The 26,724-nt window shown below is 72.7% G+C and carries 17 protein-coding genes and 1 pseudogene; 9 read left to right on the top strand and 9 right to left on the bottom strand.

Features of this window, described 5'->3' with window-relative positions; genetic code table 11:
• Positions 1–54 precede the first annotated feature (54 nt).
• The 3 genes and pseudogenes from HUO13_RS37530 to HUO13_RS17805 form a co-directional block, all read right to left on the bottom strand.
• Positions 55–2,553, bottom strand: a pseudogene (locus HUO13_RS37530) (hypothetical protein); the annotation flags it as partial.
• A gap of 112 nt (positions 2,554–2,665) precedes the next feature.
• Positions 2,666–3,229, bottom strand: coding sequence for a hypothetical protein (locus HUO13_RS17810; protein WP_249124983.1), 564 nt, complete (start codon positions 3,227–3,229; stop codon positions 2,666–2,668).
• A gap of 136 nt (positions 3,230–3,365) precedes the next feature.
• Complete coding sequence (locus HUO13_RS17805) at positions 3,366–3,740, bottom strand: MmcQ/YjbR family DNA-binding protein (RefSeq protein WP_211902426.1); 375 nt, start codon at positions 3,738–3,740, stop codon at positions 3,366–3,368.
• A 494-nt stretch (positions 3,741–4,234) separates the two neighbouring features.
• On the opposite strand from HUO13_RS17805, the gene lanKC reads away from it, so the two are divergent.
• The 4 genes from lanKC to HUO13_RS17785 all read left to right on the top strand — a co-directional run bounded on the left by lanKC (position 4,235) and on the right by HUO13_RS17785 (position 10,441).
• Complete coding sequence (gene lanKC, locus HUO13_RS17800; RefSeq protein WP_211902425.1) at positions 4,235–6,769, top strand: class III lanthionine synthetase LanKC; 2,535 nt, start codon at positions 4,235–4,237, stop codon at positions 6,767–6,769.
• A gap of 68 nt (positions 6,770–6,837) precedes the next feature.
• A complete protein-coding gene (locus HUO13_RS17795; RefSeq protein ID WP_211902424.1) occupies positions 6,838–6,981 on the top strand; it encodes a SapB/AmfS family lanthipeptide in 144 nt (47 codons plus the stop codon).
• Positions 6,982–7,076: 95 nt separating this feature from the next.
• Positions 7,077–8,735 carry an ATP-binding cassette domain-containing protein gene (locus HUO13_RS17790; RefSeq protein WP_211902423.1) on the top strand — a complete coding sequence of 553 codons (1,659 nt, stop codon included), beginning with the start codon at positions 7,077–7,079 and terminating at the stop codon, positions 8,733–8,735.
• Positions 8,732–10,441: an ATP-binding cassette domain-containing protein gene (locus HUO13_RS17785; protein WP_211902422.1), complete on the top strand. Its 1,710-nt coding sequence runs from the start codon at positions 8,732–8,734 to the stop codon at positions 10,439–10,441. Before HUO13_RS17790 ends, HUO13_RS17785 begins: the two co-directional genes overlap by 4 nt.
• A gap of 23 nt (positions 10,442–10,464) precedes the next feature.
• Here the strand turns inward: HUO13_RS17785 and HUO13_RS17780 are convergent, their stop codons facing one another.
• Complete coding sequence (locus HUO13_RS17780; RefSeq protein WP_211902421.1) at positions 10,465–12,054, bottom strand: phospholipase D family protein; 1,590 nt, start codon at positions 12,052–12,054, stop codon at positions 10,465–10,467.
• A 334-nt stretch (positions 12,055–12,388) separates the two neighbouring features.
• Here HUO13_RS17780 and HUO13_RS17775 point away from each other — a divergent pair, with 334 nt between their 5' ends.
• Positions 12,389–12,652: a hypothetical protein gene (locus HUO13_RS17775; protein WP_211902420.1), complete on the top strand. Its 264-nt coding sequence runs from the start codon at positions 12,389–12,391 to the stop codon at positions 12,650–12,652.
• 107 nt (positions 12,653–12,759) lie between these two features.
• On the opposite strand, the gene HUO13_RS17770 is transcribed toward HUO13_RS17775, so the two are convergent.
• Complete coding sequence (locus HUO13_RS17770) at positions 12,760–13,641, bottom strand: endonuclease/exonuclease/phosphatase family protein (protein ID WP_211902419.1); 882 nt, start codon at positions 13,639–13,641, stop codon at positions 12,760–12,762.
• A 744-nt stretch (positions 13,642–14,385) separates the two neighbouring features.
• On the opposite strand from HUO13_RS17770, the gene HUO13_RS17765 reads away from it, so the two are divergent.
• Both HUO13_RS17765 and HUO13_RS17760 read left to right on the top strand, forming a co-directional pair.
• Positions 14,386–19,869: a biotin carboxylase N-terminal domain-containing protein gene (locus HUO13_RS17765; RefSeq protein WP_211902418.1), complete on the top strand. Its 5,484-nt coding sequence runs from the start codon at positions 14,386–14,388 to the stop codon at positions 19,867–19,869.
• A gap of 255 nt (positions 19,870–20,124) precedes the next feature.
• Complete coding sequence (locus HUO13_RS17760; RefSeq protein WP_211902417.1) at positions 20,125–20,970, top strand: SAM-dependent methyltransferase; 846 nt, start codon at positions 20,125–20,127, stop codon at positions 20,968–20,970.
• Positions 20,971–21,020: 50 nt separating this feature from the next.
• Here HUO13_RS17760 and HUO13_RS17755 read toward each other — a convergent pair whose 3' ends face one another.
• Positions 21,021–21,986, bottom strand: coding sequence for an RICIN domain-containing protein (locus HUO13_RS17755; RefSeq protein ID WP_211902416.1), 966 nt, complete (start codon positions 21,984–21,986; stop codon positions 21,021–21,023).
• A gap of 294 nt (positions 21,987–22,280) precedes the next feature.
• Between HUO13_RS17755 and HUO13_RS17750 the strand changes: the two genes are divergently transcribed.
• A complete protein-coding gene (locus HUO13_RS17750) occupies positions 22,281–22,703 on the top strand; it encodes a hypothetical protein (protein WP_211902415.1) in 423 nt (140 codons plus the stop codon).
• Between the two features lie 60 nt (positions 22,704–22,763).
• Here HUO13_RS17750 and HUO13_RS17745 read toward each other — a convergent pair whose 3' ends face one another.
• Genes HUO13_RS17745 through HUO13_RS17735 form a run of 3 tightly spaced genes read right to left on the bottom strand, consistent with a single transcriptional unit; the run spans position 22,764 to position 25,871 of the window.
• Complete coding sequence (locus HUO13_RS17745) at positions 22,764–22,958, bottom strand: ferredoxin (RefSeq protein WP_211902964.1); 195 nt, start codon at positions 22,956–22,958, stop codon at positions 22,764–22,766.
• A gap of 2 nt (positions 22,959–22,960) precedes the next feature.
• Positions 22,961–24,178: a cytochrome P450 gene (locus HUO13_RS17740; protein ID WP_211902414.1), complete on the bottom strand. Its 1,218-nt coding sequence runs from the start codon at positions 24,176–24,178 to the stop codon at positions 22,961–22,963.
• Positions 24,179–24,212: 34 nt separating this feature from the next.
• Positions 24,213–25,871 (bottom strand): MFS transporter, encoded by a 1,659-nt coding sequence (locus tag HUO13_RS17735; protein ID WP_249124982.1) that lies wholly within the window; start codon positions 25,869–25,871, stop codon positions 24,213–24,215.
• Between the two features lie 115 nt (positions 25,872–25,986).
• Here HUO13_RS17735 and HUO13_RS17730 point away from each other — a divergent pair, with 115 nt between their 5' ends.
• Entirely contained in the window at positions 25,987–26,688 is a 702-nt protein-coding gene (locus HUO13_RS17730; RefSeq protein WP_211902413.1) for a TetR/AcrR family transcriptional regulator, read from the top strand.
• Positions 26,689–26,724: the final 36 nt, after the last annotated feature.

Here is a 26,724-nt window from a genome sequence, read left to right as displayed (position 1 = left end):
GTTATCGCGTTGAGCCGAAGAGCTGAGTACCGACGCGGGTGCATCGTGGTGGTATCAGTGGTCTTGACCGCGGCCTAGGTGTGGTTCGGACACATCCCGCAGTACCGCAGGCGAAATGTCAGCAAACCGCCTAGTGGCTCCCTGGGTGCGGGTGTAGGTCGCCCGAAGCCGCTCGGGTCTCTTGGCCGGCCGCCATGCTTTTCCCTTGCGGGGCAGCAGGTCCAACGGGCCGAACTCGTCGACGCACAGCACCCGGCAACCGACCGCGGCGGCCTCGCCGAAGCGTCCCGCACGCCGCAGTGCCACGGCGGCCGAGGCGGCGGCCTCGACGGCCAACAGCGCCAGGCCGTGCTCGCGCAGCGCCGTGGCCGTGTCGAGCAGGACTTCCGGCGCCGCTTCCGCGAGCACGCGGACGAAGCGCACCCACAACGCCGCGACCGGCCCCTGGAGTTCGCCCGCGAGGTCGTCCAGCCGTTGCGCGGCCTGCTCGGCGAAACCGAGCCGGGCCAGGCACAGCAGCGACCGGGCCGCTTCCAGCCGCGCGCCCGCGGCCTGCGCGTCGGCCGCGCAGGTCCACAGTGCGTCGGCCGGCTCCCCAGCGTCGTCCCCGCCCCACCTCGCTCGCGCGGCGACCAGCCTGGGCACCCGGCCGCTGTCTGGTGGCAGTTCGGCCGCCTCCGCCAGGGCGCGGGCCGCGCGTTCCCTGCGCCCACTCAGCCCGGCGACTTCGACGACGTCGGCAAGGCAGCGCGCCCGGGCGGGCGGGCCGCGGACGACCGGGTGCGCGCGCATGATGGTGGACGCCTCCACCAGCAGCGGCAAAGCGGTCACGAGGTCCCCGGTGAGCTCGGCCAGCTCGCCGAGGGCGTGGGCCCACATCGCCTGGGCCGGGCGGTGCTGGGCCCGCACCGCCTCGCGGTAGCCGGCTCGCGCCCGCTGCCGGGCACGGTCGTGGTCACCGGCGTAGCCCAACGCGATGACGAGGGCGATCTGGTCGAGGTCCGACGGCGGCTGGAAACCGCCAGCCCGGCGGCCGGGCCGGTCGGCCGCGGCGACGGCGTCCAGCGGCCGGCCCGCCGCCGTCAGCGCGCCGATCTCGGCGAAGGCCGGACGTGGTGCGCCCGCGGCGGAGTCGAGCATCGCCAGCGCTTCGTCCACCCTGCCGGTGGCAGCGGCGAATCCCGCCCGCAGCGCCACCGCGACACCGCGCAGCGGCTCGTCGGCTTCCCGCGCGGCAGCGGCGAGCTGATCGCAGCTGTGCTGCGCACGACCCGATTCCGCGAACAGGCGCGCCGCTGAACCCACCGCGGCCACCGCCGCCGTCGGCCCCGGTACGTCGATCGCCGATTGGAAGCACGCCTCGGCATCACCGGCGCGCCCGAGCCACAGCCGGCACTCGCCGGCGATCACCGCGGCCTCCGGGCACGTGCGTTCTCCCGCTTCGAGCATTCCGGCCAGTTCCATACCCACGTGGTAGTCGCCGCTGTCGCGCGCCACCCTTGCCGCTTCGAGCACGCGCTGCTCGTCCGGTGCGCCACCGGCACCGCGCCACCGCAGAGCGCGGGCGAGGCCGGCCGGGGTGGTGCGGGGGTCGGCCAGCAGCGACTCCGCGAGCAGCCCGCGCCAGCGCCGCTGGTCCAGGTTCGGCGTCCGGTGGCGCAGGAACATCCCGTGCAGCGGGTGCGCCAGCCGCACCGCGTCGCCCTGCGCGCCGAGCTCGACGGTGACGACGTCCTCGGCCTCCGTCCCTGCGATCGCCTCCCAGTCCGCGACGCGTTCGAGGTGGTGCAGCGGGAGCCGACCGCCCGCCACCGCCAGCCAGACCGCCACGTCGTGGCTGGCCTGCGAGGAACCGCCCCACTGCCGGCACGCCAGGTGGTGCAGCCGCGCCGGGAACGGGAGCTCGTCCACGAGCTGCCACAACCCGCTTCCGGCCCGGGAGAGCGCGGACGACTCGCATGCACCCCGCACGAGTTCCCGCACCCACAGCGGGTTGCCCTGCGCCATGTGCGCGACCGCGTGCACCAGCGCCGCGTCGACAGGGCCACCGAGCACGCCGGAAAGCACCTCGGCGACCTCCTCCACGCCCAGCGGGCGCACGGCGACCCACCTGGCCCCCAGGTCCTTCCACACCGCCGTCACCGCGTCCGGGGCGTCGGCCTCGGTGTCGACGGTGAGCACGACCCGCACCCGGCCGTCGGCGGCGAGCGCGTGCAGCAGGGCTGCCGACTGCGGGTCCAGCAGGTGCGCGTCATCCACGGCGACCACGTGCCGACCGGTGTCCTCGGCGGCGGTGTAGGCGTCGACGGTCGTGCGGATCGCGGTGGCCATCGACGCCGTCGCCATCGACGCGGCGTCGGCACCGCGCAGGACCCGGGCCATGGCACCGAACGGGATCTCCCGTCCCGCGGCGGTACCGTGCACCAGTTCCGTCCGGTACTCGAGTTCCGAGACCGATCGGAGCACTTCACGGAGCAACCGGGAGCGTCCGGTCCCGCGCCGTCCGGCGATGACCACCCCAGGGCACTGCGGGTCGCCCACCGCCTCGCAAGCCGCCGAGAGTTCCGCGCCTGCCGACTAGCGGTCCTTCGTCAGGCACGGTCCCATTTCTAGTGCGCCGCACGACCACCTCCAACGGCCGCCGGGCTTCCGGTGCCGGAACTGCTCATGCGCTTGCGGTTCCACCGCCGTTCGTGCAGGGTGACCGCCGCAAGCGGCGGAAGCAGTAGGAACCGGTCACCGCCAGCAGGAGCGGCCCCCACGCCATCATCGGCGCGTAGCAGGCGGCCATCACCGCGCCCGCGAACCCGCGTGGCGCACCAGGATCCGCGGTCACCCCTGCCTCGCCCCACTGCGCCGCACCCACCCCCGTGACCGCGCTCAGCGCGACCGCGCCGCAGAACGCGGGGACGGCGGCGAACAGCAGCGGAATCGGCCTGCCCGCCAGCACCGGAACCCAGCTCGGCACCACCTCACCCCAGCGCCGCACCAGTCCCAGTGTCAGCAGCGCCAGTACTTCGACGCCGACGCTGAGCGCCACGACCTTCACCGTCTCCCACCCCGGCAGGCCCGCGCTCCGCAGCCACGCCTCGCTGAAACCGACGGGCACTCCCAGCCCGAGCGCGATCCGCCACAGGCCCGACGGCACCGCGCACAGCGCTGCCGCGTGCGCCGCACGGACTGCCCACTTCGGCGGGCCTGCCGCCCCGGCGCCAACCACCACGGGCACATTCGTATCGCAACGCCGCGAGCCGAGGAGAAGCCGCCACAGATGTTCATCGAGTCTTGCCGCGGGATTTCCGCCCGCGCGGCGGGAAGTCATGCCACGAAGCCGCGAGCCTGCACGCGCCGGAGCGCGCCCCGCCTCACTCCTCGTCGCTGAGGCCGATCCACATCAGCTTCTCCTGCTCGCGCTTCGCCAGCTTGGAGACCACGAGGTCGTAGGAGTCCTCGATCATCTCCAGGACGAGGCGGTCGGGCACCGAACCGTCGAGGACCACGGTGTTCCAGTGCCGCTTCGGGAGGTGGTAGCCGGGCGTGATGGCCGGATACGTGCCGCGCAGCTGCACCGCCAGCTCCGGGTCGCACTTCAGGCTCACCCGCAGCGGACTGGCGTCCAGCCTGCTGAGCGCGAAGATCTTCCCCACGACCTTGAAGACGCTGTTGGCCTCGTCGAAGGGGAACTCCTCGCGAGCACCGGCGAACCCCAGACAGGCGGCCCTGAGCTCCTTCGGCGTCATTGCGGCAGCCTAACCGCTCCCCCTGACAGCTCACCCCCGGTTGAGGCGCGGGCGCGTGCCCGGCAGCGGGCCGGGCCGCTCGGACGGCGGGCCACATCCCGGGAGGCCGACGTCCGCTCGCCGTGGGCGAGCATTCGCACCCGATCGGAAAGCAATTCACCGGAATTACGAGATATGCGACACCACTCTGATGGTCCTATCGCGGCCGATCCCATCTTCGCTGGAAGGAGGGCTTGTTACTGGGCGAACGGGTGATTCACCTCAGAGCGTGATCACTCTGTGCATACTACCTATCAGTATTTCCGAAAACTGCCTCACTCCTTCAGCCCATCCGCATCACCGATACGGCGGCTTGGTGCGCCCGGAAAAACGTGGCGAAATTTATCGACGGCACCTGCGCCGAAATTCGAAGACGCCGGTCGCGGTTTCCCGCTAACCCCGATCGATGACTCACGTCCCCACACGACTCACGTCCCAACACCGAGAGGGCTGGAATGGATCTGCGGTACGAGGCTTTCTGCTTCGCCGATCCGCTCTTCTTCGACGAGCAACGCCGGCACTCCGGTTCTCAGGACGAGTACGCCCGACAGCTGCCCGAGCCCGGAAGCGACTGGGTGCAAAGCGCACTCGGAACATGGCGCATGCTGCGCCCGGCCGAGGTCGTTCTCCCCGAGCAGGGCTGGAAAGTGCACGTGTCGGCCACGCTCGGCAACGCAGAACGGGTGCTGGCCGCGGTCCACCGCTACTGCCTGCGAGAACGCATCGCGTTCAAACACCTGCGCGGCCCCCGCGTGCTCCTCGCGCGCAACGCCAAATACGCGCCGCGCTCGGCGAGCGGGAAGCTGGTCACCATTTATCCGGTGGACGACGGACACCTGGCCACCGTGCTCGCCGAATTGGCACCGCAATTGCGGGGCGAACCGGGTCCTTACATCCTCAGCGATCTGCGTTATGAGCAGGGCCCGCTGTACGTTCGTTACGGCGGATTCGTGGAACGCTGGGTCGAGTTCGACGGAACCCGGGTTCTCGCCATCACCGGGCCGGACGGCGAGCTGGTTCCCGACAAGCGCAACCCGGGATTCTCCTTGCCCGAGTGGGTGTCCCCGCCGGAGTGCCTGAGCGCGTCGCTGGCCGCCCGCAAGGGCGGCGACCGCGCCGCCTTCGGGTACCGCGTCACCTCGTCGATGCACTTCTCCAACGGCGGCGGGGTCTACCGCGCCGTCCGCAAGTCCGACGGCGCCGAGGTCGTGCTCAAGGAAGCCCGCCCGCACGCGGGACTGGACCGCGACGGCACCGACGCCGTGGCCCGGCTGCACCGGGAACACGAGGTGCTGCGCCTGCTCGACGGCATCGGCGGTGTCCCCGCCGTGCACGAGCTGTTCCAACTGTGGGAGCACACCTTCCTCGCCATGGACCTGGTTCCCGGCACACCGCTGGGCACGTGGCTGGCACGCACCTATCCGCTCACCCGGCAACACCCCACCGAGCAGGAGATCGCCGACTACACCCGGCGCGCCCTGGCACTGCTGGAGCGGGTCGAGCGGCTGCTGGACCGCGTGCACGAGCGCGGCGTGGTCTTCGGCGACCTGCACGGGCTGAACGTCCTCGTCGACGAGGACGACGAGGTCTCGGTCATCGACTTCGAGATGGCCTCCACCGACTCCGCCGCCGCACGGCCCGCGCTCGGCGCACCCGGGTTCCGGGCGCCCGAGGGGCGCACCGGCGTCTCCATCGACCGGTACGCGCTGGCCGCGCTGAAGCTGTGGATGTTCCTGCCGCTCAACCCGCTGCTGGAGCTGGCGCCAGGCAAGCTGGCAGGGTTCGTCGACGTCGTCGAGCGGCGGTTCCCGCTTCCCGCGGGCTTCGGCGACCAGATCCGCCGCGAGCTGCTCGGGACCGAGACTTCGGTGACCGAGCTCGACCACGCCGTCCCGGACTGGGGCGTGGTGCGCAAGGGCCTGGCCGAGGCGATGCTCTCCTCGGCGACGCCCGAGCGCGAGGACCGGCTGTTCCCCGGCGACATCGAGCAGTTCCGCGTCGGCGGCACCTGCTTCGCCTACGGCGCCGCGGGTGTGCTGCACGCGCTGGACTCCGCCGGGCTCGGCCGCTATCCCGAGCACGAGCGCTGGCTGGTCGACGCGGTGCGACGCACCGCACCGGCCCGGCCCGGTTTCCTGGACGGCGCACACGGCATCGCCCACGTGCTGGAGAACCTCGGCCACCACGACGACGCCGACGCCCTGCTCGACGGCGCCGCGACCCTGGTCGAGCAGACCCGCGACCACGGTTTCGGCAGCGGACTGTCGGGGATCGCGCTGAACCTGCTGCACTTGGCGTCCACAAGGGACGATCGCGAGCTGCGGGAGTGCGCCCGCGACCTGGGCGACCGGTTGGCCGACGCGCTGCGCGTTGCCCTGCCGCCGGGCTCGGTGGGACGCGCCGGCCTGCTCGACGGCTGGTCCGGCCCGGCGCTGCTGTTCACCCACCTGCACGACGACACCGGCGACCGCGGCTGGCTCGAACTCGCCGACCGCGCGCTCCTGCGCGACCTCGACGAGTGCGTGGCCACCGACGACGGCGCGTTGCAGGTCCGCGACAGCGGCACCCGGACGCTGCCCTACCTCGCGGTCGGCAGCGCCGGAATCGCCCTGGTCGCCGAGGAGCTCGCCGCGCGCCACCCGGACGCGACCTGCCTGGAGCGCCAGCCCGAGCTGCTGCGCGGCTGCCTCGGCGAGTTCGTGATCCACCCGGGCCTGCTCTTCGGGCGCTGCGGTCTGCTCGCCGCACTGGCCGCGGCGAACCGCCGCGCCCCCGATCCGATGTGGACCGACGCGGTCTCGCGGCACCTGACCGCGCTCGGCTGGCACGCGATCCCGCACGGTGACGGCGGAATCGCCATGCCCGGCAACCAGTTGCTCCGCCTGTCGATGGACCTCGCCACCGGCGGCGCCGGTGTGCTGAGCGCCGTCGCGGCGACGCTCGACGGTCACGGCCGCGTGCTGCCGTTCTTCGGCAGGCCGAACGCCTGACCCACCACCCCAGGAACTCCGGCCGGACCTCGGCCGGTGATCGAGAACACCCGGAAAGGAACACCACCATGGAGATGGTTCTGGAGCTGCAGGAGCTCGACGCCACCAACGAGCTCGCCTACGGCGACTCCAGCTACGGCGGCGGCGCGAGCAACCTGAGCCTGCTGGCCTCCTGCGCCAACAGCACGGTCAGCCTGCTGACCTGCCACTGACGCGGCAAGGGTGCGAGAGCGGCGCAGGACAGGTGCGCCGCTCTCGCACCGCAACAGTCTGGCGCGCGGCCAGCGCGACGACAAGGAGCAGCCACATGGCCGGTGCAGGCGATCGCCTGCTGCGCTCGGCGGTGCGCCACGACCGCGGGACCGCGGCTCTGCTGCTGTTCACCGCTCTGCTCGCGGCCGCCGCGAGCATCCTCCTGCCGACGGCCCTCGCCGACGCCGTCGACTCCGTCCTGGAAGGCGGCGGGGCGTCCGCGCGCGTGCTGTGGCTGGTCTTCCTGGGCGCGGCCCAGGTGCTGGCCGAGGTCGCCGGAGTCGCCCTCACCGCGCGGCTCACCGCCGCGGCCGCCGCCCGCCTGCGTGCACTGCTCGCGACGGCGCTGGTCCGGTCCGGCGGCCGTTCCCCGGTCGCCGACGGCGACGCCGTCAGCCGGATGACCGGCGACTGCGCGGGTGCGGGCCAGATCGTCTCGGTCGTCGTCCAGCTCTGCACCGCGCTGCTGCTGGCGGCGGGAGCCGCCGTGGCCCTGGTGCTCATCGACTGGCGTGTGGCCCTGGTGCTCGTGGTCGCCGTTCCGGCCGCTGTGCTGCTCGCACGCTCCCACCTGCGGCACACCGCCGGCGACGTGCTCGCCTACCAGGAGGCGGCGGGCTCGCTCGGGGCGCGGCTGCTCGACGCCGTACTGGGGTTGCGCACGATCGCCGCCACCGGGGTCGCCGAGCAGGAGTCCGCGCGCGTGCTGCGCCCGCTGCCCGAGCTGAGCGCGGCCGGTGCCGGGATGTGGCGCACCCAGGCCCGGATGATGTGGCGCGGCGGCCTGCTCCTGCCGTTCGTCCAGGCCGCCGTGTTGTGCGCGGCCGGGTTCGGCGTACTGGCCGGTGATCTCAGCGTCGGCGACGTGCTCGCCGCGCTCGGGTACGCGACGCTGGCGCTGGGGATCGTCCGGCAGCTGCCGCAGTTCACCGCGCTGTCGCGCGCGCGGTCCTGCGCGGACCGGATCGCGGCCCTGCTCGACCACGCTCCACCACCTCGCCCGAGAATCCCGTTGCCCCGCGGACGCGGACACGTCGAGCTGCGCGGTGTCGGGGTCGACGGTGCGCTGGATGACATCGACCTCGTGGTTCCCGGCGGTGACGTCGTAGCGGTCGTCGGCCGCTCCGGGTCCGGCAAGTCCGCACTCGCCGAAGTGCTGGGCGGCCTGCGCGCACCGGACCGCGGCGACGCGTTGCTCGACGGCGTCCCGGTCGACGCGGCCGAACGCACCGCCGTCGGCTACGCCTTCGAACGCCCGGCGCTGCTCGGCGAGTCGGTCGCCGCCGCCGTCGCCTACGGCAGCGGCGCGGACGACGCGGCGGTGCGCTCGGCGTGCCGCACAGCCGACATCGACGACCTGGTGACCCGGCTCCCGTCCGGCTACGCGACGCCGCTGTCGAAGACCCCGCTCTCCGGTGGTGAAGCCCAGCGGCTCGGTCTGGCCAGGGCGCTCGCCCGGCGGCCGAGGCTGCTCGTGCTCGACGACGCGGCCGCCGCGCTGGACACCGCGACCGAAGCCCGGGTCGAGAACGCCGTCGCCGACCAACATCCGGGGCTGACCCGCGTCGTGGTGACCCACCGGGCCGGTACCGCGCGTCGCGCGGACTCCGTGGTGTGGCTGGACGCGGGACGCGTGCGCGCAGTCGCACCGCACGGCGCGCTGATGGACGATCCCGCCTACCGCGCGCTCTTCGCCGAGGAGGTCCAGCCGTGACTGTCGGCACCGAGCACTGGCGCGCACTCGCCGGGCGCTGGCGCGCCTGCTCGGTGCTCGCGGCCTACTCGCTGCTGGAGGCGCTGCCCGCGTTGCTCTCCGGTGGACTCGTGCAGCGAGCTGTGGACGACGGGTTCGCCGCCGGGGACCCGCTGACCGGTCTGGCCTGGCTGTCCGCCTTCGCGGCCGCGGCAGTGGCGGGGGCGTTCGGCGTCCGGTTGGTCTGGCAGCGGCTCGGCACGATAGTCGAACCGCTGCGCGACGCGCTCGTGCGCACAGTCGTGCGGGGCGTCCTGCACGACACCGCCCCGCCGCGCGGCGGCCCGGACGCGGCGGGGGTCGCCCGGATCACCCAGCACGTGGAGGTCGTGCGCGACGCCACGGCTGGTCTGCTGGTGCAGGCCCGCGGACTCGTGGTGAGCACGGCCGCCGCACTGGTGGGCATCGCATCGCTGTCGGGGACGCTGGCGTGGCTCGCCTGGCCACCGGTGGTGGTCTCGGTAGCGGTGTTCCTGTGCCTGCTGCCCGCGCTGGCGCGCAGGCAGCGCGGGCTCGCACTCGCCGACGAGGCCACCGCGGCGGCGACCGGCACCGTGCTGGCGGGCATGCGCGACGTCGTGGCCTGCGGCGGTCAGGACATCGCCGAGGACTCGATGCGCACGGCGATCCGTTCCCAGGCCGACGCGGCGGTGCGGATGTCCAACGCCGCCGCCGTGCGCACCGCCGTGGTCGCCGTCGGTGGGTTCCTGCCGGTGGTGCTCGTGCTCGCCGCCGCGCCGGGTGCGGTCGCCGCGGGCGAGCTGACCGCCGGCGCGGTGCTCGGCACTCTGGTGTATCTGACCGGCACCCTGCACCCGGCGCTGCACGGGTTCGCCGCGACCGCGAGCACGGTCGTGGTGCGCCTGCTCGTCGCGCTCGACCGCCTCGGCGAGGTTCGCCCGCCCGCACCGCCGCGCGCCACCGCCGTGCCGGCCGGAGTCGCGGTCCGCGTGCGCGGGCTCACGCACCGCTGGGGTGAGCACGCCGAACCCGTCCTGCGCGACTTCGACATCGACCTGACTCCCGGCGATCACCTGGCGGTGGTCGGCCCGAGCGGCATCGGCAAGTCCACCCTCGCGTCGTTGCTCACCGGCACCGTGCAGCCGTGCGAGGGACGAGTGCTGGTCGGTGGCGTACCGGTCGCCGAGATCGACCCCGCGCACCGCCACCGCCTCATCGCCTTCACTCCGCAGGAGTCCTACCTCTTCGCCGGTAGCGCGCGGGAGAACCTGGCGCTGCTGGCACCCCGCGCCGACGACGCGCACCTGATGCGCGCCGCGTCCGCGGTCGGCGCCGACGCGCTGCTCGACCGGCTGGGCGGGCTGGACGCAGCGCTCGGCCACGCGGGCGCGGGACTGTCCGCCGGGGAACGCCAGTTGCTGGGACTGGCGAGGGTCTTCGCGAGCCCGGCGCGGATCGTCGTGCTGGACGAGGCCACCGCGCACCTCGACGGTGCGGCGGAAGCACGAGCGGAGCGCGCTTTCGCAGCCCGGGGCGGCGTCCTGGTGGTCATCGCGCACCGGCTGGCCTCGGCCCGCCGCGCCGACCGGATACTGGTCATGGACGGCAGGCGGGCTGTGCTCGGCGAGCACGAACAGCTGCTCGTGCGCTCGCGGCACTACGCCGACATGACCCAGGCGTGGGCCGGAGCCGGCTCCACGCGATGACCGCCGGCCCGGATGTCGTTGCCTCACAGGCGGTTCTGCCTGCGCATCGCCCGCGGACGGCCGTCCGGGTCGATGAGCGCACGCGCGGTCGGCCGCGCCCACACCTTGCGCGCCACCGACGGGGCCGGGCGGGGATGGATGCGCAGGTGTCCTCGCGGCCGGGGTTCGGTCCGCGCCGAGTTCCGCCAGTCCTCCAGGGCTTCGGAGGCGCGCCGCAGCACCTCCATCCCCCGCAGCGGGTCGACCAGGTCCTCGTCGTCGTCTTCGCTCCGGCCCAGGTGCTCCCGCCACAACCGCAGCCGCAGCTCCGCCGCGAACGGGCGGTCGCCGCCGGTGCCCTCGTCCACCACCGCGGCGGTGAGCTCCGAGTCGTAGGTCCACGACCGGCGGTTGAGGTTGGCCGAGCCCACGGCCGCCCACTCGTCGTCGACGACGCACACCTTGGAATGCACGTAGACGGGCAGCCCCTCGCTGTTCTCCAGCTCGTAGACCTGGACCCGGTCACCACCGGCCGCGTACAGCTCGTCCAGCGCCTCCCGATGCGCGACGTCACTGGTCGCGACCTGGACGACGCCGTCCTTGTCCGGCCCGTCGGGCAGCACCGCGACCAGGCGCAGCTCCGGCTCGCGCCGCAGCGCCTCGGCGAACACCTCGGCCACCATCGGCGACCAGAGGAACTGGTCCTCGACGTAGACGAACCGGCGCGCGTTGCCCAGCGCCTTGCGGTACCCGCGCGCCACGCTGCGCTCGCCGTGCGGCGCGAACGGATAGGGCGGCAGCTTGCTCGGGTAGGTCCGCAACAGCTGCACGACGTGTCCTCCGCACCGAGGCGGCGGGGGCTGTTGCGGCGGGAGTTCAACGGTCTCGCCCCGACTGCCCCGGATCCTCTCGTAGAGCCACAGCAGCGGTTTGCGCCGCAGCGCCGCGGAGTCGTTCCACCGCTCGCGGAAGCAGTGCTCGACGTCGGCCACCGCGGGCCCGCGCACCTCCAGGTGCGCGTCGTGCCACGCCGGCTGATCGCCGAACACCCCGGCGATCGACGCCTGCACCTGGGGATCGCCGGGGTGCCCGGGATCGTCGCGCCGGCTCGCGCACGGGTCCAGGCCCCCGACGAAGGCGACGTCGGTGTCCGGCCGCCCCGGCCTGCGGATCACGATGTACTTCTGGTGGTGGCAGCCGACGGCGCGCACCCGCTGGTCGAACACCGCCTCCCCGCCGAGGCTCTGCAGCAGCGTGACGAAGCTGTCGTTCTCCGGCACGAAGTCCTTCCTGGCGTCCACGTACGGACACCAGAACAGCCCGTGCACGGCCGCTCCGGCCTCCAGCGCCCGGACGAGCATGCCGCCGATGGAGTGCCCCGAGCCGTCGAGCCGCTCGGCGGGATCACCGATCCACGCCGCGAGGTAGATCTGGTCGCCCTCGCCGATGCCGGCCAGCTCGTCCCGCAGCCTGCGGAAGTAGTCGACGCCGTCGATCAGCGGCCGCACCAGGTTGCCGCGGGACCACGCCGCCCCGTCCGCGTGACGGCGGTCGAGATCGGTCGCGGGGTTGCCCCGTTCGTCGCTGCTGAGCAACCACTTCTCGGCCGGACAGCCGTCCTCGACGTGCTCCACCTGGCAACCGACCTCCCCGTCACCTGAACCGCGCCGCGGTCGCGCCTTCCGGCCGCGCCGCCAACGTCGTCCCCACGTTTGATCACCGCCTGGCGGCACGCCGAAACATCACGCAGGTCAGCGGGACCGGACGCGGAGGGGCACCCGCGGCGTCGATCACGCCGCAGCGAAGTTGATCACGGTGGGTTCCGGCGACCGCCTGGGGGACGACCGGCCCGGTGAGAAGCGAAGTCCGGTCGGTGGACGGGACTCGGCTCGGCTGGCCAGGCCGCGGGGCGCACCGATTGGCTTTGTCCCGGGAAGGCACGGTGCCTTCCGTGAGGAGAGGACGCACATGCGCAAGTCACTGTCCCGGGTCATGGTGTCGGCCGCCGTCCTGCTCGGCGGTGTGCTGGTGGCGCCGCTGGCCACGACGCCCGCCGCACAGGCCAACGTCTTCGACTGCATCGACCACGCCGTCAACAGCGGCGCCACGAACCAGCAGGCCGCGGCCGCCTGCGAGAAGCCCACGACAGACGAGTGCTACCAGGCCTTCCGCGCCGCCCACGGCGCGCAGTCCTGGGCTCAGGACGCCTGCGAACGGGGCCGAGAGGACTGACCCGGGCACGAGCGCGGCCGGGCCCGGCGCCCGGAAGCGCGGTCCAGGACGGCTCCGAGATCGCGGCTTCGGGCAGCCGTCCTGGAATCCGGGCGCGGCCCACCTGCTCAGCCGGCGCTCCAGCGGAAGCCGGCGCTGAGCGGGTCGTGGTCCGACAGCGGTGCGCCGCTCTGGGTGCGGAAGCCGGAGCGCTCGTTGCGGTAACTCGTCGCCTCGAGGGCGACGCCCGCGCCACCCCGGTAGAAGATCTTGTCGACCACCTCGCACCGGTCGGCGGTCTCGTCGTCGCAGACCGGCGCGGGCTCGCCGACCGCGGGCGGGACTCCGCCGCGCACCAGCCGCGCCCAGACGTCCTCCAGACCGTTGCGCTGCGCGAACTCGCGCACGATGTCGCCGCTGCTGGTGTAGCGGGAGTTGGTGTCGCCCATCACCACCACCGCCCGGCCGGCCGAGTGCTCGGCCATGTGGTCCGAGACCTGGATCAGGTTCGACCGCCGCGCCGCCTGGTCCAGCGGCGCGTCCCCGGCGTCGGCGTGCAGGTTGTAGAAGTCGATCTCGACCCCGGGCGCGACCTCGACGCGGGTGAACGTGAACCCCTTGGGCGTCAGGCAGTCCGCCTCGTTGATCCAGCACTTCGACCACGTCAGGCGGTCGAGGCCGCTCAGCGGGAAGTCCGAGAGGGTGTTGAGCCCCGAGCCGAACGGCACTCCCCCGCTCGTGGGTGTGCGGTGCGGGTGGTCGTCGGCCTCGTACAACGCGTCGTGGTAGTTGAAGTCCTCCTGCACGTGCACCACGTCGTAGGGCCGGATGCGCTCACCGATCACCGGCGTGTTGTTCGCGGGGTCGCTGCCCGACAGCGGCTCGGGCAGCCCGGCCACGTTGTAGGTGAGCACCGTGAACTCCCCGCCCGGAACCGCGGGCGCGGCGACGGCGGCGGACGGCGTCGCGGCGAGCAGTCCCGCGAACAGCATTGCGGCGGTGCGCCTCATCCCAGCCCCTTCCCACTCGAAGCGTCCGGTCGTCGACCGGCCAAACATGAGCGAATCTCACGTTTGTGTCCCTGTCAACCGCCGTCCGGCTGTGGCCGGAAACCCGCGCAGGGAAGGGAAAAGCACGCCGACCCAAGGACCGTGGCCCGCCAATCGAGGAGCCGGCTACCGGTGCGCATTGCATCGGAGCATTCGAAGTCGGTTGCCCTCCGGCACTAATCCCCCCACAGCCCGCGACGGGCAGATCGCCCCTTTTCCGGTGCTATTGGCCACGACCACTCACACTGCCCGGAGGGGCGGCCGAAACACGCTCGACACTGTGGTATTCCAAGCCCCTACTACCCGCCCAATGCCGACGTCGGCCGCCCCCGATAACACGGATACGTGATCAATGCGCAAGCACCCCCACCCGCCTCGGGAACCAGCCCCGGCTGTGCATCGCAGGCGCCGCGGATGGCAGCAACCTGCCAGGTACATGGCAGTAATCACGTCGGCGGACCACCGAACCGAGAGTGCGGCTCCGGCCACTCGCCGTGGGGCCGACCGGCGCCGCGGAGCCTCCCGGAGCGGGTTGGCGGCCGCAACGCCCCTGCCGGAACCTGCACTTTGGCGATTCCTTACGACTTTTGGTTCGGATCATGGGGCGTGTTCTACATTTCAATACTGGCCGGTAACAGAGATCGTGTCCCATCGTGGGGCTAGACCGCCCTCGGACAGGTGCAGTGAATCAGGAGGCTCGAGTCGGTGTTCAGTCGTGTTGCCATCGTCAACCGCGGAGAGGCCGCGATGCGGCTTGTCCATGCCGTGCGGGAGCTCGCGGCGGAAACCGGGGAGCGGATCGAGACGGTCGCCCTCCACACCGACGTCGACCGCACCGCCACCTTCGTGCGGGAGGCGGACCTGCGCTATGATCTCGGGCCGGCCTCGGCCCGCCCCTACCTCGACCTCGGCGTGCTGGAGCGGGCGCTGGTCGAGTCCGGCGCCGACGCGGCCTGGGTCGGCTGGGGCTTCGTCGCCGAGGACCCGGCCTTCGCCGAGCTCTGCGACAAGATCGGCGTGACCTTCATCGGCCCCAGCGCCGAGGCGATGCGCAGGCTCGGCGACAAGATCGGCGCGAAGCTGCTCGCCGAGGAGGTCGGCGTGCCGGTGGCGCCGTGGAGCCGCGGCGAGGTCACCGACCTCGACGGCGCGCGGCGCGCCGCCGGTGAGATCGGCTACCCGCTGATGCTCAAGGCGACCGCCGGCGGCGGTGGCCGCGGCATCCGCGTGATCAACAACGAGCAGGAGCTGGCCGAGGCATACGAGCGCACCCGGATGGAGGCCGAGCGGGCCTTCGGCAACGGCGCGGTCTTCCTCGAGCGGCTGGTCACCGGTGCCCGCCACGTCGAGGTGCAGGTGATCGCCGACGGCCAGGGCACCGCGTGGGCGCTGGGCGTGCGCGACTGCTCGGTGCAGCGCCGCAACCAGAAGATCATCGAGGAGTCCGCCTCCCCGGTGCTGACCGCCGAGCAGAGCCGGGAGCTCAAGACCGCGGCCGAGCGGCTGGCACGCGCGGTGGAGTACCGCGGCGCGGGCACCGTGGAGTTCCTCTACCACCCCGGCGAGGAGCTGTTCGCCTTCCTGGAGGTCAACACCCGCCTGCAGGTCGAGCACCCGATCACCGAGGCGACCACCGGCGTCGACCTGGTGAAGGCCCAGCTGCACGTGGCCGCGGGCGGCAGGCTCGAAGGCGAGCCGCCCGCCGAGCTCGGGCACGCCGTCGAGGCCCGGCTCAACGCCGAGGACCCCGACCGCGACTTCGCGCCCTCCCCGGGCAAGATCGTGCGCCTGAGCCTGCCCGCGGGACCCGGCATCCGGGTCGACACCGGCGTCAGCGAGGGCGACACGATCCCCGCCGACTTCGACTCGATGATCGCCAAGATCATCGCCTACGGCAGCGACCGCGAGCAGGCGCTGGGCAGGCTGCGCCGGGCGATGGCGCAGACCACCGTCATCGTCGCGGGCGGCGCCACCAACAAGAGCTTCGTGCTGGACCTGCTCAACAGGGACGAGGTGGTCGACGGCAGCGCCGACACCGGCTGGATCGACCGGGAGCGCGCCGCCGGCGGGCTGCGCTCGCACCAGCACTCCGCGATCGCGCTGGCCGCCGCCGCCGTGGAGGCCTACGAGGACGCCGAGCTGGCCGCCCGCCAGCAGTTCCTGTCCACCGCCCACGGCGGCCGCCCGCAGGTGCGCCACGAGACCGGGCGCCCGCTGGAGCTCAAGCTGCGCGACGAGAGCTACCGCGTGCTCGTCGCGCGCGTCGGCCACCAGCGCTACCGGATCGGCATCGACACCGGGTCCCAGCAGCACACCGCCGACCTCGAGATCGAGCGCTTCGACTCCCACACCGGCCAGATCGTGGTCAACGGGCAGCGGTTCCGGCTGGTCACCGACACCCACGGCCCGGTCCACCTGGTCGAGGTCGACGGCGTGACCCACCGGGTCAGCCAGGACGAGGGCGGCGTGCTGCGCTCGCCCGCGCCCGCGCTGGTCGTCGCGACGCCGGTCGAGATCGGCGAAGAGGTCGAGGCGGGCGCGCCGGTGCTGGTGCTCGAGAGCATGAAGATGGAGACGGTGCTGCGCGCCCCGTTCCGCGCGAGGCTGCGCGAGCGGATGGTCGCGGCGGGCAGCCAGATCGAGACCGGGGCACCGCTGCTGCGGCTGGAGCCGGTCGGCGATCAGGACGCCGCCGAGGAGTCCGAGGCCGCGAGCCCCGTCGAACTCGTGCTTCCGGCCGTCCCGAGCGCCCGGGACGCCCACGAGCGCGCGGCGCGCGGTCTGCAGGACCTGCGCAGCGTGCTGCTCGGCTTCGACGTGGACCCGCACGACGAGCAGCGCGTCCTCGACGACTACCTGGCCGCGCGCGCGGAGCTGGTCGCGGCCGGGCAGCGCCCGCTCGACGGTGAGATCGAGCTGCTGCAGGTGTTCGCCGACCTCTCCGAGCTGAGCCGCAACCGGCCCGCCGGGGAGGAGGCCAAGGCCGACACGCGGGTGCACAGCCCGCGCGAGTACTTCCACACCTATCTGCAGAGCCTGGACGTGGAGCGGGCGGGCCTGTCCGAGACGTTCCAGCAGCGCCTGCTGCGGGTGCTCGGCCACTACGGCGTCCAGGGGACCGACCGGACCCCGGAGCTGGAGGAGGCGGTCTTCCGCATCTTCCTCGCCCAGCAGCGCGCCTCCTCGGACGCGGCGGTGGCGACCACCCTGCTGCGGCACTGGCTCGCCGAGGTGCCGCCGCCCGGTGAGACGCGCACGGCGGCGGGCCTGGTGCTGGAGCACCTGGTCGCCGCGACCCAGCTGCGCTTCCCCGCCGTCTGCGACCTGGCCCGCACCGTGGTCTTCCACTGGTTCGCCCAGCCGATGCTGCGGCGCAACCGCGCGGAGGTCTACTCGGTGGTGCGCGGGCACCTGCGCCACCTCGACGCCCACCCCGACGCCCAGGACCGCGCCGAGCGGATCGCCGAGATGGTCGGCACGGGCGAGCCGCTGGTACGGCTGCTCGGACAGCGCATCGGCCGCGAGGGCACCGACCCGGCGCCGCTGCTCGAGGTGCTCACCCGCCGCTACTACGGCAACCGCGCGCTCGAGGGCGTGCGCACCACGCAGGTCGCCGATGGCACCGCGGTCGTCGCCGAGTACCAGGACGGGCACCCGCGCGTGGTGGCCACCGCGGTCGACTTCGCGGCGCTGCCCGAGGCGGTGCGCGCGATCGGCGAGCTGGCCGCCGACGGCGACCTGGTCGCCGACATCTACCTGACCTGGGCCGACCAGCCCGAGGACACCGACGCGATGGCCGCCGAGCTCGGCGCGGCGCTGGGGACCCAGGGCCTGCCCGGCCAGGTCGGCCGGATCACCACCACCGTCGCGGGCCGCAGCGGTGCGGTGATGCACCACCACTTCACCTTCGAGCCCGCGGCCGAAGGGGTCGCCGAGCAGCGTCTGATCCGCGGCCTGCACCCGCTGATCGCCGAGCGGCTGCAGCTGCGGCGGTGGCGCGACTTCGACCTCACCCGGCTGCCCTCCGCCGACGAGGAGGTCTACCTGTTCCGCAGCGTCGCGCGGGAGAACCCCTCCGACGAGCGCTTCGTCGCCATGGCGCAGGTACGGGACCTGACCCCGCTGCGCGACGACGAGGGCAGGCTCGTGGCGCTGCCCGGGGCCGAAGGCGTGCTCACCGGCTGCCTGGACGCGATCCGCAAGGTCCAGGCGCGGGTGCCCGCCAGGCAGCGTTCCAGCACCAACCGGATCGTCATCTACGTCTGGCCGCCGGTGGAGCTCACCGCGGAGGAGCTGCGCGCGCTCGGCAAGCGGGTGCTGCCCACGACGGCGGGCGCGGGCCTGGAGGAGGTGCTGTTCCTGGGCCGCAGGCGCGACGGCGAGACCGGGGAGCTGCGCGAGGTCGCGGTGCGGGTCGGCTACGAGGCCGGCTCCGAACCGCGGGTGTCGGCCGGTGAGCCGCAGGCCGAGCGGATCGAGCCGCTGAACAGCTACCGCCAGAAGGTGCTGCGCGCGGCCAAGCGCGGCACCGTCTACCCCTACGAGCTGACCGGGATGCTCGCGGGCGGCCATGGCACCTTCGTCGAGCACGACCTCGACGAGGACGGGGTGCTGGTGCCGGTGGACCGCCCGAAGGGCCAGAACTCCGCCGCGATCGTCGCCGGTGTGGTGACCACGCCGACCGAACGCCACCCCGAGGGCGTCACCCGCGTCGTCCTGCTGGGCGACCCGACCAAGTCGCTGGGCGCGCTCTCCGAACCCGAGTGCTCCCGCGTGATCGCCGCGCTGGACCTGGCCGAGCGCATGCGGGTTCCGCTGGAGTGGTTCGCGCTGTCGGCGGGCGCCCGGATCTCGATGGACTCGGGCACCGAGAACATGGACTGGGTGGCCGCCGCCCTGAAGCGGATCGTGCACTTCACCCAGGACGGCGGCGAGATCAACGTCGTCGTGGCCGGGATCAACGTCGGCGCCCAGCCGTACTGGAACGCCGAGGCCACGATGCTGATGCACACCAAGGGCATCCTGGTGATGACGCCGGACTCGGCGATGGTGCTGACCGGCAAGCAGTCGCTGGACTTCTCCGGCGGCGTGTCGGCCGACGACAACTTCGGCATCGGCGGCTATGACCGGGTGATGGGCCCCAACGGCCAGGCGCAGTACTGGGCGCCGAACCTGGCCGCCGCCCGCGAAGTGCTGATGTCGCACTACGACCACACCTACGTCGTGCCGGGTGAGGAGGCGCCGCGCCAGGCCGCCACCACCGACCCGCGCGACCGCGACGTCTGCGACTACCCGCACGAGTTCGCGGGCAGCGACTTCACGACGGTCGGCGAGATCTTCTCGTCGACGGCCAACCCGGACCGCAAGAAGTCCTTCGACATCCGCACCGTGATGCGGGCGCTGGCCGACCAGGACCACCCGGTGCTGGAGCGCTGGGCGGGCATGGCCGATGCCGACACCGCGGCGGTGCAGGACGTGCACCTCGGCGGCCACCCGGTGTGCCTGCTCGGCATCGAGTCGCGTCCGGTGCCGCGGCACGGGTTCCCGCCCACCGACGGCCCCGACACCTACACCGCGGGCACGCTGTTCCCCCGTTCGTCGAAGAAGGCGGCGCGGGCGATCAACGCCGCCAGCGGCAACCGGCCGCTGGTGGTGCTGGCGAACCTGTCCGGGTTCGACGGCTCGCCGGAGTCGATGCGCAAGCTGCAGCTGGAGTACGGCGCCGAGATCGGCCGGGCGATCGTGAACTTCCGCGGCCCGATCGTGTTCTGCGTGATCTCCCGCTACCACGGCGGCGCGTTCGTGGTGTTCTCCAAGGCGCTCAACCCGAGTATGACGGTGCTCGCCGTGGAGGGCTCCTACGCGTCGGTCATCGGCGGCGCCCCCGCGGCGGCGGTGGTCTTCTCCGGTGAGGTCAACGACCGCACGGCCAAGGACCAGCGGGTCCGCGACCTGGAGACCCGCCTGGCCGAGGCCGGCGACGCCGACCGCACCGCGCTGACGCTGGAGCTGGCCGAGACCCGCCGGGCGGTGCACGCCGAGAAGCTGGGCGAGGTCGCAGCCGAGTTCGACCGGGTGCACAGCGTCCAGCGGGCCGTGGAGGTCGGCTCGGTCGACGCGATCATCCGCGCGCACGAGCTGCGTCCGCAGATCATCGAGGCGATCGAGAAGGGCATGCTCCCGCAGTGATCCGCTGAACCGAGGGAAGGGCCCCGGCCTGTGATCTGGTCACTTGCCGGGGCCCTTTCCCGCCTGGGCAGGCGAGCGCTGCCGGAGCTGCGCCGAACGGCGGATGGGAGGGCCGCCGTTCCCAGTAGCACTCACACCTCCGGCTCGCCGCCGACCGGCTTGGTCCGGCCCGGACCTGTGGTCGGACGGCGAAGTTGATGTCGGCCGTCGGCTACGATGCGTCGCGCGTTGAACACGAGGACGAATGGGGACGGCGTGACTGATCCGGCAGGGGCTGTGGGACGGCAGGCCAGCTCCGGGGCTTGGCCCGACCTCGTCGACGTCGACACCGACGAGGTCTCGATCGCCCGCGTCTACGACTACTGCCTCGACGGCAAGGACAACTTCGCGGTGGACCGCGCCGCGGCCCAGGCCATGATCGAGGTCGTCCCGGAGACTCCGCTGCTGGCCAAGGCCAACCGCTGCTTCCTGCGCGCGGCGGTGCGCCACCTCGTCGGTGAGGCGGGCATCCGCCAGATCCTCGACATCGGCTCCGGACTGCCGACGGCGGGCAACGTGCACGAGATCGCGCAGGAGGCCGCCTCCGACGTCCGCGTCGTCTACGTCGACAACGACCCGATCGTGCTCGCCCACGGGCGCGCGCTGCTGGCCACCGACACCCGCACCGCCGTGATCCAGGGCGACCTGCGGGAGGCCGACGCGGTCTTCGACCACCCCGAGACCCGGCAGCTCATCGACACCACCGAGCCGTTCGCGGTGCTGCTGGGCGGGATCCTCATGCACCTCGAGGACGAGGAGGACCCCGAGGGGGTCGCGGCGGGTATCCGCGACCGGCTCCCCGCGGGCGGCTACCTGCTGGTGTCCAACACCTGCGACACCGGCGAGCCCCGTGCGCGCGAGCTGGCCAAGGCCTTCGCCGAGAACGGGATGGGCAACCGCTGCTTCCGCACGTGGGAGGAGCAGATCCGCTACTTCGACGGTCTGGAGCTGGTCGAACCCGGGCTCGTGCCGAACAACCGGTGGCGGCCCGGGCCGGACGTCCCCGACCCGGACAACCCCGCTCACGCGCTGCACATCGGCGGGCTCGGCCGCAAGCCCTGATCAGACCGCGATCCCTGACCGGAAGCACCGACCACGCCGCGCGTCCGGCGTCAGGGCGCGGGTTCGACGAGGAACGCCTGGCTCTCCGCGCCCGTGCACGGCTCCACCACCGCCTCGGCTCCTTCGGCGGTGTCCGAAGCCGCGATCCCGACGCACCCTTGCCCCTGCACGCGGAGCGCGAACGCGCCCCGGCCCCAGACCTCGGTGGGCTGCAGGCGGAACGAGCTCGCCTTCTCGCAGGCGTCCCACGGTTCGAGTAGGCCGGCGGCGGGCCCGTCAGTCAGCGCCTTGAGGCAGCCCGTGCCGAACCCCGGGTGGTGCCACTGGATGCGTCGCAGATCCCCGCCCACCGGCTCCAGCACGGTCGTCTGCGGCGCGATCTCCTCGCACGGCCGCTGCACCGCGACCAGCGACGAGTAGCGGCCGTCCCGGACCTGGCCGTCGGTGAGGCACAGCCGCGGGGCGGCGACCGGACGCAGCCGGACCCGTTCACCTGCCGCGGGACGGCCGACCGCGGCTCCGGTCACCGCGGTGTTCTCGCCCGGTCCGTCCGACGGCAGCAGCATCCATACCGCGGTAGTGGCGGCGGCCATGACGGCGACGGCCGCCACGAACGGGAGCAAGGCGCGCGAGTACCTGCGCGATGACGACCGCGCGCGCTCGTCTCCAGCGGGTTGCGCTGCATCGCGGGCGGCGTCCGGCTCCGTGCTCGCGAGAGATTCCCCTGCACCGTGGGAGATCTCCCTGTCGGCGAGCGCATCGCGGGCCCGGAGCCAGGCCGGTACCTCGTCCCCGCGTCCGCACGCGTGCAGGAAGACCGCCAGCAGCTCCGGACGCGGCAACCGCTTGCCGCCGAGCACGTCGGCCAGCGTGCTGCGCGCCAGGACCTGGCCGCGCGCGGCGGCGCGCTCCTCCAACTGGCGGTAGGTCAGGCCCGAGCGCTGCTTGAGCCGGCGCAGCAACGCGATGAACTCGTCGGCGTCGCGCGCCTGGTGCGGGGAGATCTCCTGTTCCACGACCGACATCCTCGTCCGCCCGCCACGGGGCGACATCGGCCATTCGAGCAGTACCGGACACCTCCGGCGGTCCGGTCGCGCGGTCTCGGACAGGGCTGCGAGCAGGCCGGACAGATCCGGACAGTCCGGGACGTCCCGCCGCTCTTGCCGCCGGGTCCGCCGCCTCAGAAGACTTCCGGGGGCAGCAGGACGGCGGGCGCCGCAGCGATGCGGGAGCCGCGACCGCTGCGACTCACCATCCATCCCGGTGCGGGTCCCGCACCGGTTTTCTCCACCAACACGAGGAGTTGCTCGATGTCCGATCGCGCAGGACTGAAGACCGCCGCACGATCCGCGGGCCTGGTCGCCGCGGGAGCCGCCATGCTGGTCGCGGTCTCGGCGGGCACGGCGCACGCGGCGACCAACTGGAACGCCCAGAACACGCCGGCCGACATCGTCGGGGCCCACGCCTGGGGCACCATCGACGACGCGGAGCGCTTCATCCTCCGGGTGAACATCAAGGACACCGCGGGCGACAGCCACGGCGCCCGCGTGTACGTCCGCGTCACCTACGCCGACGGCGGCACCCGGTCGGAGAACCTGAGCGCCTCCGGCAAGGGCGTCACCAACAGCACGACCTGGAACTTCGCGAGCAGCGCCAGGAAGTTCGAGGTCCAGGAGTGCCTCACCGAGGGCGGCGCCAAGTACGAGTGCGGCGGCTGGCACACGATCTACTGAGCCGGATGCTGACGCGGTTGGCCGGAGCGCACTGGGGGTTCCGGCCAACCGCGGTCATCCTCACTCCAGCACGGTGATCGCCCCGGCGGGGCACAGTTGCGCGGCCTCCCGGACCGCGTCGTGCTCACCGGCGAGCGGCGCGGCGTCCAGCAGGAGCACCCTGCCGTCCTCGCCGTCCTGGTCGAACACCTCGGGTGCGGTCAGAGCGCACATCCCCGCCCCGCAACAACGTTCGCGGTCCACCTCGACGCGCATCCTCACGCCCCGTCCCAGGTGACCGGCAAGCTGTGCACGCCGTAGATGTTCATGTCACCGCGCAGCGGGACCTCCTCGGGCGCGACAGCCAGGCGCAGGCCAGGGAACCGGTTGAACAGCGCGGGAAAAGCGACCCGCATCTCGACGCGGGCGAGCTGCTGACCGAGGCACTGGTGGATGCCGTGGCCGAAGGACAGGTGCCCGGCGGCGTGCCGACGCAGGTCCAGCGCGTCGGGGTCGGCGAACTTCCGGGGGTCGCGGTTGGCGGCCTGGACCGACAACGTGACCGTCTCCCCCGCCCTGATCAGCGTGCCGTCGATCTCCACGTCCTCCAGCGCGGCCCGCATGCCGGTGTGGGCGATGCTCAGGTACCGCATGAGCTCCTCGACCGCTCGGTCCGCGTCGCCCTCGCGCAGCTCCGCGATCTGCTCCGGGTTCCGCAGGAGGGCGAAGGTGCCCAGCGCCAGCATGTTCGCCGTCGTGTCCAGGCCGGCGGCCAGCAGCAGCCCCCCGATGCCGGCGAGCTCCTCGTCGGTGAGCTCGGTCGCGGTCAGGTCGCTGAGCAGGTCGTCGGTCGGCTCCGCGCGCTTGGCCGGCACCAGCTCCCGGACGAACTCCTGGATCTTGGCGAAGGAGTCGAACTGCTCCTCCGGCGTGAGGTCCCGGTTCCCGGATGCCGCCACCAGGCCCAGGAACTCCTCGAGCCTGCCGTACGGGACGCCGAGCAGCTCGCAGATCATCAACGCCGGGACCGGCTGCGCGTAGGTCTCGACCAGGTCCACCGGCGGACCGAGCCGCTGCATGACATCCAGGCGTTCCGCGGTGATCTGCTCGACCCGCTCGGTGAGCATGCGCATCCGCCGCACCGTGAACTTGCCCGTCAGCAACTTGCGGTACCGGGTGTGCTCCGGCGGGTCGATCCCGGTGATGTCCCCGACCTGAGCCGGCGGTATCCGCGCGGGAAGTCCCGGCATGGCGACCGGAAAGTGCATCAGCTCGTAGCGGGAGCTGAAACGCCGGTCGGACAGCACCGCGCGGACGACCGCGTGGCCAGTCGCCAGCCAGCCCACGTGCCCGTCGCCGTAGACCAGCCTGGTGAGCGGACGCTGCCCGCGGATCTCCGCCAGGACCTCCGGCGGGTCGAAGGGACAACCCGAGGGCCGGTCCCTGGGCAGCGACTCCAGTACGTCGTCCGCGTTGTGCGGCGCGTGCTCCTGCATCTTCTCCTCCAGTGGTGGGTGGAACCGGCCGCGGTCAGACCCGCGCCGGCGTCTCGCCGTTGTCCGGCTGCGGTTCCGGGCGGCGGATGAAGAGGGCGATCAGGCCGGCGACGACGGCGACCGCCGCGGCGATGACGAACACGACGTGCAACCCGTCGACGAACGTGTGGTGCGCCGCCGCGGTCACGGTCCGCACGAGCTCGCCCACCTGCTCAGCGGGCATCCCCGCGTGCTGCAACTGCTGCGCCAGTCCCTGCTGGGCGGCGGGCGCGAAGCCGAGCGAGACGGCCTGCTGCGTCTGCGGGTCGGTGATGATCCGCTGCACGGCCGCGTCGCCGCCGGAGGCGGCCCGCACCGCGACACCGAACCCCGAGGTGACCACCGAGGCGAGGACGCTGCCGAGGACGGCGACGCCGAGCGTGCTGCCGAGCTGGCCCGCCGACTGCTGGATGCCCGAGGCGGCACCGGACCTGCCCACCGGCACGCCGGCCACGACCGCCTGGATGGCGGGCATCATCAGGAATCCCACGCCGAACCCGGCCAGCACCAGCGAGGGCACCAGGGTGAGCGTCGACGAGCCGACGTCCACGCGCAGCAGCAACAGCAGCGACACCGCCGTGCACACCGATCCGAGGACCATCGTGGCGCGCATGCCGAACCTCCCGGTGAGCCAGCCGGCCATCGGTGAGGAGACGGCGAACACCACGGTCAGCGGCAGCATCGCGACGGCCGTGGCGATCGGGCCGTTCCCGCGGACTCCCTGCAGGTAGAAGGTCAGGTAGAACAGGATCGCGAAGAAGGCGAACATGATGACGACCATGAGCACCGCGCCCAGCGAGAAAGTACGGTTCGCGAACAGCCCCAGCGGCACCATCGAGTTGCGCACCCGGCGCTCCACTGCGACGAAGACACCCAGCAGCACGATGCCCGCGCCGAGGAAGCCGAGGGTGTTCACCGACGCCCAGCCGTGGGCGGGCACCCCGTTGACCGCCCAGACGACGCTGAGCATCGCCAGGGTCAGGACGAGCGCCCCCCAGAGGTCGAGCCGCCGCGAACCGCGCTCGGCGGTCTCGCTGATGACCAGGGAGCCGACGACCACGGCGAGGACGCCGACGGGCAGGTTGACGTAGAAGGCCCACGGCCAGCTCGCGTACTGCACGAGCACGCCGCCCAGGATCGGCCCGCCCGCCGTCGACACCGCCGAGATCGAGCCGAAGATCCCGAAGGCCATGGACAGCTTCTCCGGCGGGAACGCCGCGCGCAGCACCGCCAGCCCGGCGGGCGCGATGACCGCGGCGAAGACGCCCTGCAGCACCCGCGCGGCGATCAGCATCTCGATCGACCCGGACAGCCCGCACAGCAGGGAGGCCAGCGAGAAGCCCCCGATGCCGGTGAGCAACGCCTTCTTGTGCCCGATCCGGTCGGCGAGCGCGCCTGCCGGGATCAGCAGGCCGGCCACCACCAGCAGGTAGGCGGTGGTGACCCAGGAGATGCCCTCCAGCCCGGCGCCGAGGTCGGCGGCGATCACCGGGTTGGCGATGGCCACGATCGAGCCGTCGAGCTGCACCACCATCGCCCCGAGCCCCAGGGCCAGCATCGCCAGCCACGCCCTGGGCGCACGCGCCGGCCCCGAGCCGGGCCGGTCGCCGGGTTCCGGCGCCGCGGCCGGGCGATCACTTGCCGGAGCACTCATGATGACCTCACTTTTACAGTGTTCAAGTCCGTCGCTTGAACACTGTAAAAGAAGACTTGAACACCGTGCAAGTGGGTTCCTGAACGCTGTGCAAGAGGTCGGCTATCCTGACGCCATGCCGCGCGAGACGCTGACCCGCGACCAGATCGTCCGGGCCGCCATCGAGCTGCTCGACGCCGAAGGCGTCGAGGGCCTCAGCATGCGGCGCCTCGGCCAGCGGCTCGGCTCGGCCGCCACCGCGGTGTACTGGCACGTGGGCAACAAGGACAACCTGCTCGGCCTGGCCGGCGACCAGGTGTGGGCCGAGGTCGACCTGCCCGCCCCCGAGGAGTCCGGCTGGCGCGCCGCGGCCGGCGCGCTCGCCCACGGCACCTACGCGATGCTCGCCCGCCACCCGTGGCTGGTCCCGGCCATCGGCGCCCACTTCCTCTACGGCCCGGGACTCGCCCGCTACCAGGACCACTGCTACGCCGTGCTCGAGGAGGCCGGCTTCGCGGGCACCGACCTGGACTGGGCGATGAACGCCCTGTTCACGTTCGTACTGGGGACCGCGCTCAACGACTCGACCGAGGCCGCGATGAAGGCGCAGATCCGCCGGGAGGGCGGCGACGAGCAGGAGCGCCTGGAGGAGTTCTCCTCCTGGGCCAACGGGATCGCGGCGCAGTACCCGCGCCTTCAGGCCCGCATCGCCGAACTCGGCGAGGGCGACCAGGAGGAGCTGAAGGCGGAGAGCTTCGAGTTCGGGGTGCAGACGATCCTCAACGGCCTCGAAGCCCGGCTCGCCGCCACCGCGGACGCCCCGGCGCAGACCCGCTGATTTCCGGAACCCCGCCCTCTGGGCCTGCACGCCGGA

This window comes from Saccharopolyspora erythraea, assembly GCF_018141105.1.
In the GTDB taxonomy this organism is placed as follows: Bacteria; Actinomycetota; Actinomycetes; order Mycobacteriales; family Pseudonocardiaceae; genus Saccharopolyspora_D; species Saccharopolyspora_D erythraea_A.
Note: the sequence above shows the minus strand (reverse complement) of the source record. Positions and strands in the feature narration are given on the sequence as shown.